The 16,149-nt window shown below is 39.1% G+C and carries 13 protein-coding genes; 6 read left to right on the forward strand and 7 right to left on the reverse strand.

Annotated features, from left to right (window positions below; all coding sequences use genetic code 11):
* Positions 1-2 precede the first annotated feature (2 nt).
* The 5 genes from FEE95_RS18440 (at position 3) to FEE95_RS18460 (ending at position 6,755) form a co-directional block, all read left to right on the forward strand.
* Entirely contained in the window at positions 3-1,331 is a 1,329-nt protein-coding gene (locus FEE95_RS18440; protein ID WP_138659496.1) for a M1 aminopeptidase family protein, read from the forward strand.
* A gap of 225 nt (positions 1,332-1,556) precedes the next feature.
* Positions 1,557-2,369 (forward strand): DUF2306 domain-containing protein, encoded by an 813-nt coding sequence (locus tag FEE95_RS18445; protein WP_138659497.1) that lies wholly within the window; start codon positions 1,557-1,559, stop codon positions 2,367-2,369.
* A 183-nt stretch (positions 2,370-2,552) separates the two neighbouring features.
* The gene (locus FEE95_RS18450) at positions 2,553-4,100 is read left to right on the forward strand and encodes a ComEC/Rec2 family competence protein (RefSeq protein WP_138659498.1); all 1,548 of its coding nucleotides are present in this window, start codon (positions 2,553-2,555) and stop codon (positions 4,098-4,100) included.
* A 237-nt stretch (positions 4,101-4,337) separates the two neighbouring features.
* Positions 4,338-5,801 (forward strand): MBOAT family O-acyltransferase, encoded by a 1,464-nt coding sequence (locus FEE95_RS18455; protein ID WP_138659499.1) that lies wholly within the window; start codon positions 4,338-4,340, stop codon positions 5,799-5,801.
* Between the two features lie 12 nt (positions 5,802-5,813).
* Positions 5,814-6,755, forward strand: coding sequence for a hypothetical protein (locus FEE95_RS18460; RefSeq protein WP_138659500.1), 942 nt, complete (start codon positions 5,814-5,816; stop codon positions 6,753-6,755).
* Positions 6,756-7,038: 283 nt separating this feature from the next.
* Here the strand turns inward: FEE95_RS18460 and FEE95_RS18465 are convergent, their stop codons facing one another.
* The 7 genes from FEE95_RS18465 to FEE95_RS18495 form a co-directional block, all read right to left on the reverse strand.
* Positions 7,039-8,040 carry an XdhC family protein gene (locus FEE95_RS18465; RefSeq protein ID WP_138659501.1) on the reverse strand — a complete coding sequence of 334 codons (1,002 nt, stop codon included), beginning with the start codon at positions 8,038-8,040 and terminating at the stop codon, positions 7,039-7,041.
* On the reverse strand, positions 8,033-9,169 hold the full coding sequence (locus FEE95_RS18470) for a vWA domain-containing protein (protein WP_138659502.1): 1,137 nt from the start codon (positions 9,167-9,169) through the stop codon (positions 8,033-8,035). The genes FEE95_RS18465 and FEE95_RS18470 overlap by 8 nt, the downstream gene beginning before the upstream one ends.
* 97 nt (positions 9,170-9,266) lie before the next feature.
* Positions 9,267-10,139 carry an AAA family ATPase gene (locus FEE95_RS18475; protein WP_138659503.1) on the reverse strand — a complete coding sequence of 291 codons (873 nt, stop codon included), beginning with the start codon at positions 10,137-10,139 and terminating at the stop codon, positions 9,267-9,269.
* 76 nt (positions 10,140-10,215) lie between these two features.
* Positions 10,216-10,686 carry an SRPBCC family protein gene (locus tag FEE95_RS18480; RefSeq protein ID WP_138659504.1) on the reverse strand — a complete coding sequence of 157 codons (471 nt, stop codon included), beginning with the start codon at positions 10,684-10,686 and terminating at the stop codon, positions 10,216-10,218.
* 239 nt (positions 10,687-10,925) lie between these two features.
* Positions 10,926-13,292, reverse strand: coding sequence for an aerobic carbon-monoxide dehydrogenase large subunit (locus FEE95_RS18485; RefSeq protein WP_138659505.1), 2,367 nt, complete (start codon positions 13,290-13,292; stop codon positions 10,926-10,928).
* Positions 13,293-13,310: 18 nt separating this feature from the next.
* The gene (locus FEE95_RS18490) at positions 13,311-13,802 is read right to left on the reverse strand and encodes a (2Fe-2S)-binding protein (protein ID WP_138659506.1); all 492 of its coding nucleotides are present in this window, start codon (positions 13,800-13,802) and stop codon (positions 13,311-13,313) included.
* Between the two features lie 7 nt (positions 13,803-13,809).
* The gene (locus FEE95_RS18495) at positions 13,810-14,679 is read right to left on the reverse strand and encodes an FAD binding domain-containing protein (protein WP_138659507.1); all 870 of its coding nucleotides are present in this window, start codon (positions 14,677-14,679) and stop codon (positions 13,810-13,812) included.
* A gap of 235 nt (positions 14,680-14,914) precedes the next feature.
* Here FEE95_RS18495 and FEE95_RS18500 point away from each other — a divergent pair, with 235 nt between their 5' ends.
* Positions 14,915-16,087, forward strand: coding sequence for a cysteine desulfurase family protein (locus tag FEE95_RS18500; protein WP_138659508.1), 1,173 nt, complete (start codon positions 14,915-14,917; stop codon positions 16,085-16,087).
* Positions 16,088-16,149 lie beyond the last annotated feature (62 nt).

The raw sequence follows: 16,149 nt of genomic DNA on the forward strand, positions 1-16,149 counted from the left end.
TTATGAAGAAATTCCTTTTTCCTCTTATAATACTCGTCACCTGTTTTACTACGGCACAATCGACCGTCTTGTTAGGAAATCTAGACATTTCTTTGGAAAAAGAAACCCTAGTCGGCGACTATTCCCTAACAAATCTTAATGTCGAAAGCAGCAAAGTACAAATCATTCTCCATCATAAAATTGCTATTAAGGAGACCTTATTAAACGGGCAAAAGATTTCAATAAAAAAGACCAAAGAAGAATGTTATGATTGCGATATTTATGAAATATCGTTATCGAAACCAATTACTCCTAGCGACACCCTACATTTAAAAACCAAGGGCTCTTTTAAAAGTTATTCCAATGGGAAGAACAAAAAAGATTACAAAGGGGAAATTGTGAACAACTATGGAATTCTAAGGGCCAGCGAACAATCCAAATGGTATCCGACTTTTGTTGGGCCAAATCAAATGTCCTCTATATCGAATAAAACATACTACACCTATGCTATTAAAGCGAGCTGCACCGATTGCAGGAATATTTACATCGGTTCAGGCATTCCGAAATCTAGTGGAAGTACCTTTGAAAGTAGCATCCCTACAGAAAATATTATGCTTATTGCCGGGGACTTCGATTGGCAGGAAACCGACCACGCCATTTATATCAATATCGACCAAGAGTCGACCATTTCCTATTTCGATGCGCTCTTTCAAAGTATCAATTCGTATTACGAAACGACTACTGCTATCAAAATGCCTAAAAAATTTACGTTTGCGCATCTGCCTTCAGACAATTCGAGTTGGGGTGGTTTTATGACCTACCCTACCATTGTAAATGTGAATCAAAAATTAGCTGCGAAAAACTTAGAAGGCTATCTCTCGCATGAGGTTGCCCACTATCTTTTTGGTAATGTCTTTAAACCCAAAACCAATTTATACTGGCTATTTCTAGAATCTTTTGCGGAATACTATAGCTATAAATATCGTTTGGAGTACCATCCAGAACTTATGAAAAGACCTTATGAACGTCTACAAAAAGCGCAAAACTTCGTTCGCTTAGATAAAGTAGAGCATTACCACGAAATTACCAATGGCTATCGGTATTTGATAGGAGCTTTTCAATTGTTGGCGATTGAGCATCTAATCGGAGAAGAAAAAATGATAGCCTTTACCAAGGCACTCTTTTTAGACCGCAAGGACAAGCAGACCAATGGTTATGAACTGTTGCTGAAAACACTTAAAAATTCTGGAGTTGACGACAAAGCAATAAACGATATAGAAGAAAAAATCATCAAAAACTTTGATTTGGATACCTATACATTCGTCGCTTCAAAAATCAAAACGACAGAATAAACCTATACTAAACAACCTGAGACTAGCTACAGGCTGGCCTCATCTCCGCTCACGTAAAATTTAGAATCTTGAAAAAATATAGATTTTCAAACACTTCCACCGCTTCATCATCATTTTACAAGTAACGACATTCATAAAAAAGTCATTTCACTAGGCAACGTCCCAAGCGAATTTTACGTCTGTTAAATGAACAGGCTTTCTTTTATCAATCAAAAAACCAACACTATGGCATCATCAACCATTACCAGTACTGTAAAATCACCAAAACTTCTTAAAACTTCCGTCAATATTTGGTTTACCGTTGTTGTCATCGGTCAATTCATTTTTGCACTTTATATTTTAGGAGTCTACGGCGTGAATGGTTTAGCAGGGGACTTTGAACGTTGGAATGCTTCTACTACAAATGGTTATGTTCCCAAAGATATTTGGGGAAATGTCTTCTTTGCCCTACACATGGCCTTGGCTGCGGTTATCACTATTGGCGGGCCTTTACAACTAATGAAAAAAGTTCGGTCCAAATTTCCACGCTTTCATAGAATTAATGGCCGTATTTATATCATCTCAGCATTTGTAATTAGTTTGGCAGGTTTGTACCTAGCTTGGATGAGAACTATGGCCGGTGGTTTGGCTGGTGCAATTTTCATCACCATAAACGCAATGCTCATTATGATTTGTGCAATTTACGCCGTAAAATTTGCCATAGCACGAAAGTTAGCAGTACATAGAAAGTGGGCCATACGACTGTTCTTAGCCATGAGTGGTGTTTGGTTTTTTCGGGTCTTCCTTATGGGGTGGATTGCTATAAATCAAGGGCCTGTTGGTTTTGACTTAGATACCTTTCAAGGTCCCGCTTTAAACGTACTGTATACCTGTAGCTATATATTACCCGTAGTTTTTGCTGGGTTCTATTTTAAAGCGAAAGAAAGTAAACTGCCCAAGGCCCAAAAGGCGATTTCTATTTTTATTCTTCTTTTAACTACCTACATTGCTGTAGGTACTGTCGTTGCCACTATGGGCATGTGGTTGCCAAATCTGTAATGACCCAACAGCTATTTATACCTTAAAAACCTCCTTTTTTATAAGGTTTTTGGTTTTATCGTTTAGCAAGTAGTTCTTATCTTGTCGTACCTCAGATTGCCTATCATCTCCCCCATACTAATTTGCACTTATAAACTTTTAAGTATTTATACAGATTTATCATCTAAATAGCATTGTATTATTATGGAACATCGATTCGTAGGATTGCCCGAAAAAGGAAAAACCTATCTGTACCAGATAAAAGATGGAACACGCAAAAAAGTCAAGCAAGTGCTTTGGGGCGATTGGCTTTGTATCGACCCAACGAAGAACAAGACGTATGAAAGAGAAAAGTATCTTGCGGTAATCTGGGCACCCAATAGCGATAACCCCGAAACGCTATTTATACTTGAAACGCATACCGCTGAAAAGCGACCGATGGAATTGATATTTCTAGATGTCGGTCAAGGTGATGGTTGTGTTTTGATAACGCCTGAACGCGATCAAGATGAACGGATAATGATTATTGACGCCGGTAAAGGGGATAATATGAATGCCTTTCTCGAGCGACGCTTCAAAACCTATCGGGACAAATTTCAGTTTGAAGCGGCCATACTCACCCACCCTGATAATGACCACTATTTAGGTTTCGAAAGCATTTTCGCCAATAAGAAAATCGGATTTAATAATGTGTATCACAACGGACTCAACGAACGCCCCGTGAGTGGAAAATGGCCCAAGCTTGGTGACCATCATGAACATGCAAACGGACATAGCTATGTACATGAGCTTGTAGAAACCAAAAAACGCTTGGAGGAACTCTACGATACCGAAGAAAAAATAGGCAATTACCAATACCCAGGAGTGATGCATACTGCCTTGAAAAACCCGAACATAAAAGGCTACAAAATGTTGTCAGTACATGAAAGGCATAGCACCCATGATGCCGATGGGCGTGCCTATATGAAAGGTTTTGCTCCAGGAAATGAAAAAGACTATACTATCGAAGTACTCGGGCCAGTACCGGAAGAAGATGAGAATAAAGATTTGATGTTACGCAAGTTGGCATCCTACGGTGAGACCAAAAATGGACATTCCATTCTTTTACGCTTGCATTATGGAAACTTCAAAATATTCTTTGGAGGCGACCTGAATATTCCTGCTGAGAAATATCTTTTGCAACATTACAGCAATACCACAAAATGGCCCAAAAAAGGAAGTGCACGAAGTGAAGCCATGATTGAGGAGGCCCAAGAATGGTTTCGCTCCGATGTGATGAAAGTATGCCACCACGGCTCGGAAAAAGTAACCGATGAGTTTATACGAACGGTTGACCCTGCTTGTTTTATCATCTCCTCTGGTGACGAAGAAGGGCACGTACACCCCAGACCGGACCTTCTAGGACGACTAGGTAAATTAGGCCGAAGTTCAAGCCCGGTAATTCTCTCAACAGAGCTCCAACGTTCTACGCGCGAAAGTGAAGACGAAAAAATAATTAACCGACTAAAAAAGAACGCCAAAAAGTTTCGAACCGTTAAAGATGAAAAACTAGCAGCGCATACCGAAAGTGTAGAAGCCGATATTGACCGACTGGGGCGTACCAATGTTAGTGTCTTTGGTTCTATCTACATTAAAACCGATGGCGAACGGCTTATCGCCGCCTTTAAAAACGAGGCAGATTCAGAAACCAAAAAGTGGTTTTATTTTGAGTATCATTTGAATGACAAAGGCGAGTTGGTGTTGAAGTCGTAAGCGATTTTGTAAGCCTTCTGAACAAGCTAATACTACGACAAAGGAAAACCTCCATTTTTATAAGGTTTTCGGTTTTAAAAATTGATATTTTATTTTTAAATTCCACGGCTTCAACTTTCATCCTTGACTTTCTTTATCTTCTTATGAGAAAAGAGATTGTAAAAATTCATGTAAGAATTTGAAATACAAATCTAGTCAATCTACTAATGCTATTTAATAAAAGTATTTGTAGAATTTATGTTTTTCAATTCCATTGACTTTGCGATTTACCTGCCTATTGTATTTATACTCTACTGGTTTGTTACAAATAAAAACTTGAAGTTACAGAATTCATTAATTTTAGTGGCAAGCTACGTATTTTATGGTTGGTGGGATTGGCGATTTTTATCATTGATTTTTTTGAGCACAATAATTGACTATTCTGTTGGTAGACAACTGTTCCGAGAAGAAAATACCCTGAAAAGAAGGCTTTTACTTTGGATAAGCATTATTATAAATATCGGGCTTCTTGGAGCATTTAAATATTATAACTTTTTCTTAGATAATTTCATAAATGTGTTTTCATTTTTCGGAACCGATATAAAGGCCAATACATTAAATATCATACTTCCAGTAGGTATTAGTTTCTATACTTTTCAAACATTGAGTTATACGATTGATATTTATAAAAAAAGGTTATCTCCGACTAAGGACTTTATTGCATTTTCAGCTTTTGTTAGCTTCTTTCCACAATTAGTAGCTGGACCGATTGAAAGAGCCACACAGTTACTCCCACAATTCCATAAAAAAAGAGCGTTTGATTATTCAAAGTCAGTAGATGGCATGCGACAGATTCTTTGGGGACTTTTTAAAAAAATGGTAATTGCCGATAATTGCGCTGAATATGCTAATTTAATTTTCAACAATTCAGATGACTATTCTGGAAGTACCTTATTGCTTGGCGCCTTATTTTTTGCTTTCCAAATATATGGTGATTTTTCTGGATATTCTGATATTGCTATTGGCACCTCTCGGCTATTTGGTTTTGATCTAATGAGAAATTTCAACTACCCTTACTTTTCACGAGATATTGCAGAATTTTGGAGGCGTTGGCACATTTCACTCTCTACTTGGTTTAGAGATTATCTTTACATTCCGTTAGGTGGCAGTCAAGGTGGAAAATGGATGAAAGTTAGAAATACATTTATCATTTTTATTATAAGTGGTTTTTGGCATGGCGCAAATTGGACTTTTATTGTTTGGGGAGTATTAAATGCTATTTATTTTTTACCACTTTTACTGACCCATAACAATCGGAAATATATAGATACCGTAGCTGCCGAAAAGTACTTTCCAAACATCAAAGAACTTATTTTAATGTTATTTACCTTTGGTTTAACCGTATTCGCCTGGATATTCTTTAGGGCAGAAAGTCTGTATCATGCATTTTCTTTTATCGATGGTATTTTCTCTGAGTCTTTATTTAGAATTTCGATTCTAGACCTCAAAAAAATTAGCTCGGGAGCAAACATAATTTACACTATTTTATTTCTTACGGGATTTATTTTAGTTGAATGGTTCCAACGAAAAAAACAGCACGCGCTGCAATTTTCCAATGCCAATAAAAGTATAATACTTCGATGGAGTATCTACTATGGTCTGATTTTATTGATTTTTATCTTCCAAGGAAACCAGCAAGATTTTATTTATTTCCAATTCTAAATAAAAACTCAGGTGAAAGATTTTATTAAAAGAATTCTACTTTTTTTAGTCCCTCTGATTATTTATGTTTCATTGGCGCTGTACATTGACCCATACAATGTTTTACGTAAGGAGACTAATCCTAAACTACTCGAGCTTAAGTTACAAATATCCTCTAAACTCAATTATCGTTTATACAAACTCAAAGAATACTCAGATCAACCGAAAGACATTATTTTTCTCGGAGATTCAAGGACTAACAGACTAAAGGTCAAAATAGTAGATAGTTTAAAAAATATGAGTTCTTCAAATCTAGCCTACGCTGGAGCAACTCTACCTGAAATAATTGAAACCTTTTGGTACATAAACAAAATTCATAAACTCAAAGAAATTTATATTGGAGTAAATTTCAATCTCTACAATAAAAAAAATAGTATGAATATGGTAACTGAAGCTATTGATTTGAAAAAATCTCCTTTATCATATCTATTTAGTCAAAGTTGTTTTAAATCAACTTTTTATATTCTTAAATCATTAGTAACCAAACAGAAAATAGATATAGAAAAACCACGATTGGACAAAGCTGAGTTTTGGAGATATCAGCTAGAATCAACAGCCAATAATTTTTACAGAGATTATAATTATCCAAACGGATTTTTTATTCAATTATCAGCAATAGCAGAGTACTGTGATAATAATAATATTAAGCTAGTATTTTTCATACCCCCTACTCATGTTGATCTTCAACAAAAAGTAGAAGAATTTGAACTTTTGCCAAAAGAACATAAATTTAAGTCTGACTTATCAAAATTGGGCTTGTTTTATGATTTTGACTACCCAAATAAATTAACTAAAAACAACAATAATTTCTTAGATCCTTTTCATTTCAACGATTCAATTGCGAATATTATTGTTCACGAAATTGTTACTGGAAACGTTAATTATGCTAGAATACATGTTAATGAACATAAGTAATAAAATAAATTTCTATTTAAAACAAAATTTCCTAAAAACATGGGAATGAGGACTGAAACCCAGTCGCTAATACTAAGTTATTGAAAGAAGTTTGTAGCAAGTATTTTTTTTAGGAGAAGAATAAGGTTAAGTTCTAATATCCTCATTATTATGTAATAAATACGGAGATTATTTAATTTAATGTATAGGTTGCTTTACCTGCTCCGCTTCAAACCTCTCCCGCCTGGCAAGAGCCTCCAACTTATGTCCGCAATAGAGAGCTTTCAAAGTTAAATATTAGATTCTAAACCTCCATATACTTCGCAGGCTCATTTTCAAAACTCACCTTACACCCATCACAGCAGAAATACACCTTCTCCCCTTCGTATTCTACAATATGTTTTGGGTTTTTTTTGGAGACCGGTACGTTACAAACCGGGTTGATATAATAGTCTTCGGCAAACTTTTCATTTACGGGTGCTGAGCTTTCTGTAGTGGAGGTTTCATGTACAGGCATATTATCAGCAGCATTGCCATTTCTAAAATGGTCTATGATTTCCGCCAAAATACTGATGGCTACTTCACTGGCCATTTTGGCATTGATGTCCAATCCAACAGGGCTACGCAATTCGTTCGTCCGTTTTTCTGAAATGCCTTGGTCCAACAGGTACTTTCGAATATCCTCTGATTTTTTGGCACTTGCTACAAAACCCACAAACTTCACTGCCGTCTGTAAGGCTTTACGAACGGAGAGTTCATCATCTTCGCCCTGTGTCGTTACAATGATATAGGTATTCGAAACACTCTTAAACGACCGAAAATCCACTTTATCTTTTACTTGATAGGCTGAAGGAAACATTTGCAGATCCGCATCACTGGCCATCACAGAAACCTTAAAATCAGCTGCTGCGGCCAAAAGCGAAAGCTTTCGTGCGATATTGGACTTCCCTACAATAATCAATTCGGGTTGTGGAATTACGGGTTCTATCATAACTTCTAAGGTTCCTTTACTTTGACAAGACATTACATATTCTTTGTAATTAGCTGTTTCGCGCGTACCCCCTTCAGGAGAAATACGAACACGTCGGTAGCGTTTGCTTCTTATGACATCCAAGGCTTCTTTAATGACAATACCACGCACACAGCCGCCGCCTATCCAACCGATGAGTTCTCCAGTTTCTAAAATCAGGGCCTTGTCCCCTACTTTTCCTGAACTGGGTGCGATACGGTCTATCACTTGCGCAATGGCAAAGTTGGAGCCTTTCGCCAGGTGTTCTTCTATTTTTAGGGCAATCTCGTTAAACATCCATCAATACTTTTTCCAATTTCAATAAACTATCCAAGTTGTGTGCCGATTCAAAAGCATCTAAATGGGGCATCACGTTCACCATTCCTTTTTGAATGGGTTGGTAGCCGGCCATTCCCTTTAATGGGTTGAGCCATACCAAGGTTTTGCATTTTCTTCTAATGGTTCTGACCGCTTCTTTTAGCACAGTTACGTTTCCAGTTTCCAATCCGTCACTTAACACCACTACAATGTGTTTTTGACTTAGAAACTTACTGCCGTAGACCGAAAGAAATTCAGTCAACGACTCCCCTATCTTCGTACCACTAGACCAGGAATGTACATTCTTACCGATTTGCTTTAAAACTTCCTGTTCGTTATTCTGTCGTAATAGCGGCGTTACATGCGTCAACTCCGTACTAAAGGTAAAGAACTCCAGGCTTTTAAAATACTTTTTTAACACCATCACATAACGCAGTAAATAGTAGCTATAGGTATCCATCGAACCGCTAACATCCAAAATAAAAACGACTTTGCGCTTTTCTTTTCGTTTGCGTTTGTGTGCTAAATCCAAAAGCATTCCCCCTTTGGAAACCCCATGGCGAATCGTATTTCTGATATCAATACCGCCTTTATTGGCATTTTCCAGTCTACGTTTGAAACGCATACTCATTTGGTGAAAAAGTTCTTCGGCTAGCTCTTCCAGTTTCTCTTTATCCGTAACATCTACTTTTGAGAAGTCCGTCATACGTAATCGAATGCTTTCATTCGCACCAACAGTCTCTTTGGCTTCTTGTTCTTTGACTTCTTTCTTCGGGAGTTTAAATTCGGTTCCCAAAAAAATGACGGTAGCGGTATCCTTTTCTTTTTTAAGTTGTTTGATTTGCTTTTTCCGCTGCTCTAACTTCTCTTCGTAATAGCGACTCCAAAAGCGTTGGAACATTTCATCAAAGCGGTCAAAGTGTTCTTTCCGTTTGCAATAAATCGCCTTTAGGCTGTATTGAAACAATTTACGGTCCAACGCATATCCCCGTTCCGCAATTTCAAAAGCATCCCTAGTTTCTTGGGGGCCTAGCACAAACTGACGCTCGCGACAATACATCGTAAAGTCTATAAGGCGTTCTTTGAATGTTTTGGTTACGGCTTGCAAAATGGATTATTGAGTTATTGGATTACTTAAGTTAGAATGTGGTCTGAGTTTGAAGTTTCTAGCGTTGTAGCCCTTCGACTCCGCTCAGGGTGACATCTTAGGTAATAGGAACTAAAAACTCCTGCACGGTTTTATTTCTCACAAACTCCACATCGTCTTTGTGTTTTAAGACACTGCCGATGGTTGTTTTTACGATTTCGTCGGTGATGTTTTTTTGGTTCATCAACAAAAGTGTCTTAGCCCAATCTAAGGATTCTGCAATTCCTGGAGGTTTGTGTAGACTTGACTTTCTCAAATTGTGTATAAACGTAACTACCTGGGTTGCCAATTCTTCGTCAATATTTGGAAGTTTTTTCGCAATGATATCTATCTCACCGGTTTTAGACGGGAAGTCCACCCAATGGTAGAGGCATCGTCTTCGTAAGGCATCACTTAGTTCCCTGGTGCGATTGGAAGTCAAGATGACCAAAGGTTTTGATTTCGCAGGAATCGTTCCCAATTCGGGAATACTGATTTGAAAATCAGATAACAGTTCCAACAAATACGCTTCGAATTCCTCATCTGCCCTATCGATTTCATCAATCAACAAAACCACAGGTTTGTCTGCACTAATGGATTGTAGCAAAGGTCTTTGGAGGACGTAATCCATTCCGAAGATTTGATTTCCCAAGGCTTTCTTGTCTTTTTCTTGTTCGAAAAGTTTGATATGGAGGAGCTGTTTCTGGTAGTTCCATTCGTAAATGGTGGTACTTACATCCAATCCCTCATAACATTGCAATCGAATGAGGTTTGTTCCTAAATGCTCAGCCAAGGTTTTGGCCAACATGGTTTTTCCCACTCCGGGATTGCCTTCTAAAAGCAATGGTTTTTCCAAATTCTTCAACAGAAAAATGGAAGTTGCCAATTCTTCATTTAAGATGTAATCATGCTTATAAAAATCTTGTATAAGCGCATCAATTTCCTTGTTCAAAAGCTAAATTTTTAATTACTACAAAAGCTATGCTCGGGGGAGCATAGCTTCTTGATTACAGGATTATCGGGACTATCTATACTGCTGCCTCTGCTGCGGCTAATTTTTTTGAGAAATTCGTAACAAATTGTTTGAACAATTGATTCGACACCGTTGAAATCAGCCTTGAACCAAATTGTGCAATTTTTCCGTTTACCGTTACATCCATTATTGCGTCTAACTTCACGCCACCTTCATCACGGTCGGAAAGGTCAATGGTCATTTTCATTTCTGCATTTCCATTTCCCTTGGCGTCAACGCCATCCCCTGAAATTATAATTTTTCGGTTGTCAACATCTATTTCATTATAGTAAATATCGGCATTGTATTTCACACCCATGGGTCCGAACTTCATCCCAACTTTTCCTTTGTAATGGTTATCGCCCACTTTTTCGTCAATAGATACTCCTGGTACGCAATCCATTATTTTTTCTGGGTCTATTAGGTGTTCCCACACCAATTCAGTGCTTTGTGGCACCTCAAATGATTTATCTAATTGTGTTTTCATGCAATTCTAAATTTATTGTCATTCCGACGAAGGTCGGAATCTGTTTAATGTTTGTTCTGCGCTTTGTTAATGGGCTGCGCTTCTGATAGTGTTATGTGGTTTTAATTAAGGCTTGGGCTTTTAGACCCCTCGGCTTTTCCACAAGTGGAAAACCACCTCCCCTTATCTAAGGGGAGGAGCCTTCACATAATTCTTTTATTTCAACTTCGCATTTCGTACTTCTAACTTCGCACCTAATACTAAGCCTTCGCCTTCTGCGCTTGAATGGCCTCCCAAACCTTTGCAGGTGTAATAGGAATATCCAAATGCTTAATTCCTAAGGGAGCGACAGCATCGATAATGGCGTTTGCAATTGCTGGTGGTGCGCCCACAGTTGGCGATTCAGCAACACCTTTTGCACCTAATGGGTGATGTGGTGATGGCGTAATCGTATGACCTGTTTCCCAATGCGGAGACTCTACTGCCGTTGGCACTAGGTAATCCATCAAGGTTCCGTTTAGAACATTTCCTTCGTCATCATATTCGATACCTTCATACATTGCTGGTGCAATACCTTGGGTTAATCCTCCATGCACTTGACCCTCAACAATCATTGGATTGATAATGTTTCCACAGTCATCAATGGCAACGAAACGTTTTACATCAATCGCACCAGTTTCTTCTTCTACTTCAACAACGCAAATATAAGCGCCATTCGGGAAGGTTAAATTTGGTGGGTCATAGTAATGTGTTGCTTCGAAACCGGGTTCCAATCCTGGTGGAATATTGGTGTAAGCTGCAAAGGCAACATCTTGAATCGTTTTTGACTTTTCAGGAGCTCCTTTTACAAAGTACTTCCCTACTTCCCATTCAATATCCTCCTCACTTACTTCCAATAAGTGCGCTGCGATTTTTTTGCCTTTGTCACGCAATTTACGTGCTGCAATAGCTGCCGCTGCACCTGCCGTTGGTGTACTTCTACTTGCATAAGTACCTAGTCCGTATGGTGCTGTATCCGTATCTCCTTCATCGATTTCGATGTCGGTATAAGGAATTCCCAGTTCTTCCGCTAGAATCTGTGCGTAGGTTGTTTCGTGGCCTTGTCCTTGGGACTTGGTCCCGAAACGCGCAAGTGCCTTTCCTGTTGGATGGACTCTTATTTCAGCGCTATCGAACATGGCAATTCCTAAGATATCGAAATCTTTGGATGGCCCTGCCCCTACTACTTCCGTAAAGGTGCAAATACCGATACCCATTAATTTTCCTTGGGCGCGTTTTTCAGCTTGTTCCTTTTTATAATCGTCATAGCCAATCATTTCCATGGCCTTTTCCAAGGTGGCTTTATAATCTCCACTATCATAGCTCCATCCCAATGGAGATTCATACGGAAACTGCTCTTTCTTGATAAAGTTCTCAAAACGTAAAAGCGCTGGATCCTTATCAATTTCAGCTGCCAATTTATCGACCATACGTTCAATCGCATGCACCGCCTCCGTCACACGGAAAGAACAGCGATAGGCAACTCCACCTGGAGCTTTGTTGGTATAGACCGCATCTAATTCTGCAAATGCATGTTCATAATCATATGACCCGGTACAAATCGAAAACATTCCCGTAGGATATTTTGATGGATTCGCTGAAGAATCGGTATACCCATGGTCCGCCAATGTAGAAACTTTAAAGGCTTGGATTTTACCATCCTTCGTAGCCGCTAGCTCACAATCCATATGATAATCACGAGCAAAACCGTTCACCAAGTTTTCAGAACGGTCTTCAATCCATTTGACAGGTTTTCCGATTAAGAAGGTCGCCGCAATCGCAACTACATAGGCAGGATAAACGGGAACTTTACCTCCAAATCCTCCTCCGATATCCGGGGAAATAATTCGAATTTTTTCTTCCGATAACCCAACATGTCCGGCCACCAGTGCCACGACGGTACGAATTGCATGTGGAGCTTGGGTCGTCAAATAAACCGTGAGTTTTTGCGTATCCTTGTCATAGGAGGCATTACAACCACAAGTTTCGATAGAAGCTACGTGAATTCTTGGTAGGTAGATGCGTTCTTTTACAACGACATCCGCATTAGCGATAACCTCATCGGTTTTGGCTCGGTCACCTCTTTCCCAGTGGTAAATCTGATTGTCTTCTTGCCCCTCTTTATCTGGGCGCAACAGAGGCGCATCGTCATCCAAAGCTTTAAAGGGGTCAACGATGGCCTGCATCGGCTCATAATCGACTTCCACAGCTTCTGCTCCATCTACCGCGACATACCTATCAGTTGCGATAACCGCACAGACTTCTTGCGACTGGTGCATTACCGTATCCGTAGGCAATACCATTTGTGTATCAGAAAGTAAAGTTGGCATCCAGTGCAGATTGTACTGGGCCAAATCCTCACCCGTGATAACAGCCAATACACCATCAATCGCTAGTGCTTTTTCTTTGTTGATACTTTTTATTTTGGCATAGGCGTACGGACTTCGTACCATAACCATATGTAGTTGCCCAGGCAGTTTCGTATCATCGACATAATTACCTTTGCCGTGCAAAAACCGAGCATCTTCTTTTCTTTTTACAGAGTGACCCATTCCGCCAACCTCTGCTGATGTTTTACATTTAAACATAGTTTCTTTATTTAGAGGTTAAACAGTTGCTTCTTTTTCTTTCGCCATTTCTTTGGCAGCTTGCTGAACGGACTTTACGATATTGTTGTATCCGGTACATCTGCAAAGATTTCCTGAAATACCCCAACGAATTTCTTCTTCTGTAGGGTTCGGGTTGTTCTTTAACAAATCAACAGAACGCATAATCATACCTGGAGTACAGAATCCGCAATGCAGACCATGTTGGTCGTGAAACGCCTGCTGCAACGGATGATTCGTTCCTTCTGGAGCCAAGCCTTCAATCGTCGTTATCTCTGCACCGTCAGCTCGCACCGTTAGGTACGTACATGCTTTTACTGATTTTCCATCCAACAAAATGGTACATGCACCACAGTTAGAAGTATCGCACCCAATGTGGGTACCGGTCATATCTAAATTTTCCCTGATGAAATGAACAAGTAATAAGCGAGAATCTACCTCAGCAGTTACACTTTGTCCGTTTATAGTCATTGTTACTTCGTGTTTTGCCATAGTTGTATTATTGTCTTGCTCTTTCCAAAGCCTTGTTCAACATTCTTTTTGTAATCGTATTTACGACAGATCTTTTATACGCTTCAGAACCTCTCAAATCTGATTCAGGTTCACAATCCTCGCTGGCAATTTGTCCAACTTGCTCGATAAGCTCGTCTGTAATTTCTTGTCCACGCAACAGTTCTTCACCTCTTTCCAATCGCATTGGCACAGCGCTTACGTTAGTGAGTCCAATACCTACTTGCTGACATACACCACTATCATCTAACTCTACATGCACTGCAACTCCTGCCGTTGCATAATCCCCAACTTTCCGTTCTACTTTATGGTACGCTCCACCACTTCCTTTTTTTGCTTTTGGTATTTGAATTTCCGTAAGAATATCAGAGGGTTCTAAAGCCGTCATATAAAATCCGTGGAAAAATTCATCAATAGGAATTGTTTTTGTGCCATCTGCACCTTCGGCAACGATATTTGCTCGCATTGCTAACATAAGAGCTGGCTGGTCATTGGCTGCATCGCCATGAGCGATATTTCCGCCGATAGTACCGACGTTTCGAACCGATGGGTCTGCAGTTAGCCAAATCGCATCACCCATAATGGGGTAGCTTTCTTTTAGCAATGTGTTATGCTCCATCTCTGTTTGAGTTGTTAAAGCACCAATTTTTAGCATATCGCCGTCTTCCTTAATATAGGATAGTCCTTCGATTTTGCTGATATCGATAATGTGTTCGGGGGTGGCAAAACGGAGTTTCATCATCGGCAGCAAACTGTGTCCGCCTGACATGTATTTTGCCTCCTCACCAAGTTCAGATGACAAAGCGATGGCTTCTTTCACGGAAGTCGCTTTGTGATAATTGAAATTAGCTGGAATCATAATTATTTGTGAATTAAATTAAGAGGTAAGCATTAAATATATCGTATTTTTTTTGATGTCGCAACATATACTTGTTTTGTTTAACAGTTTAATAATCGTACTATAGGAATCCACTTTCAAGCTTGCAAGATTCTATCTTTCATTTTGATTTTGAGATAATCCTTACCTTTAGCTTCGGACCTAAAACAGAAGAAGATTCCCCTCTTCAGGGGAATGACAATAAAATTACTAACTCATGTATTCCCAACTCTATTTTGACTACAATGCCACAACTCCTTGTGCTAAAGAAGTAGTGGAAAGCATGTTACCCCATTTTCATGAGGATTTTGGGAATCCCTCAAGCAGTCATCACCCTTACGGATGGTTGGCCAAAAGTGCTGTTGAAGATGCCACATTATCCATAGCAAAAAATTTAGGAGTTTCTCCAAGTAGTTTGATTTACACTTCTGGATCTACGGAAAGTATTAATATGGTATTGAAGGGTGTTGCCCGAAAAATGCAATCCAAAGGAAAACATATCATTACAACAAAAGCTGAACACAAAGCTGTTTTGGATACCTGTGCCTTTTTGGAAGAAGATGGATTTGAAATCAGTTATTTGGATGTGAATCCCGACGGATTGATTTCTTTGGAAACATTAAACAAAACACTACGCCCAGATACCATTTTAGTTTCAGTCTTATATGCTAATAACGAAACAGGAATCATTCAACCCTTAGAAGATATTTCAAAATTGGTCCACGAAAACGGAAGCCTTCTTTTTTCAGATACCACTCAAGCCCTAGGGAAATTAGATTTGAAAGAAGTGCTAAACCAAGTAGATTTTGCTTGCTTCTCCGCACATAAAGTCTACGGGCCTAAAGGAATCGGATTGGTTTATATTAAGGATAACGAAAATGGTGATAGTCTTCCAAGCTTAATCCAAGGAGGAGGACAACAAAAAAGACAACGTGGCGGAACGATAAATACTCCATTAATTGTCGGTTTTGCAAAAGCGATTGAGTTAGCCATCAATAATCTCGATTCTGAAAAAAAACGCTTAGGACAATTACGGAATCAATTAGAGTCAGGTCTACGTGAAATTGAAATGGCCATTTCCAACAATGCAAACCGTGAACGTTTGGCAAATACTGTTCATGTTTCTTTTCCTTTTGTGGATGGCGCTAATTTATTGACAGCACTAAGTAGACAGATTGCAGTATCAAATGGGTCCGCCTGTAACTCTGCTTCTGTGGAACCCTCTCATGTTTTAACTGCCATGGGCGTCGAGCGCAGTTTGGCTTATGCGTCTTTACGATTGAGTATCGGGAGATACACAACTCAAAAGGATATAAAAAATGCTGTTGAGATTATTACTAAAGAGGTTGCTAAGCAACGCGAAGCTAATATACTTTGGGAGCGCAGATGAAAATATAAAAGATAAGTCCTCCCCTCCTAGGAGGGGAAACCCGTACGGTTAAACCCTTTCTG

The sequence above is a fragment of the Maribacter algarum (ex Zhang et al. 2020) genome, assembly GCF_005885635.1.
In the GTDB taxonomy this organism is placed as follows: Bacteria; Bacteroidota; Bacteroidia; order Flavobacteriales; family Flavobacteriaceae; genus Maribacter_C; species Maribacter_C algarum.

Excerpts from the sequence above, each read along its gene's own strand:
- FEE95_RS18440 (WP_138659496.1), top strand. The coding sequence starts at position 3 with ATGAAGAAATTCCTTTTTCCTCTTATAATACTCGTCACCTGTTTTACT.
- FEE95_RS18445 (WP_138659497.1), top strand. The coding sequence starts at position 1,557 with ATGGCATCATCAACCATTACCAGTACTGTAAAATCACCAAAACTTCTT.
- FEE95_RS18450 (WP_138659498.1), top strand. The coding sequence starts at position 2,553 with ATGGAACATCGATTCGTAGGATTGCCCGAAAAAGGAAAAACCTATCTG.
- FEE95_RS18455 (WP_138659499.1), top strand. The coding sequence starts at position 4,338 with ATGTTTTTCAATTCCATTGACTTTGCGATTTACCTGCCTATTGTATTT.
- FEE95_RS18465 (WP_138659501.1), bottom strand. The coding sequence starts at position 8,040 with ATGTTTAACGAGATTGCCCTAAAAATAGAAGAACACCTGGCGAAAGGC.
- FEE95_RS18480 (WP_138659504.1), bottom strand. The coding sequence starts at position 10,686 with ATGAAAACACAATTAGATAAATCATTTGAGGTGCCACAAAGCACTGAA.
- FEE95_RS18485 (WP_138659505.1), bottom strand. The coding sequence starts at position 13,292 with ATGTTTAAATGTAAAACATCAGCAGAGGTTGGCGGAATGGGTCACTCT.
- FEE95_RS18490 (WP_138659506.1), bottom strand. The coding sequence starts at position 13,802 with ATGGCAAAACACGAAGTAACAATGACTATAAACGGACAAAGTGTAACT.
- FEE95_RS18495 (WP_138659507.1), bottom strand. The coding sequence starts at position 14,679 with ATGATTCCAGCTAATTTCAATTATCACAAAGCGACTTCCGTGAAAGAA.
- FEE95_RS18500 (WP_138659508.1), top strand. The coding sequence starts at position 14,915 with ATGTATTCCCAACTCTATTTTGACTACAATGCCACAACTCCTTGTGCT.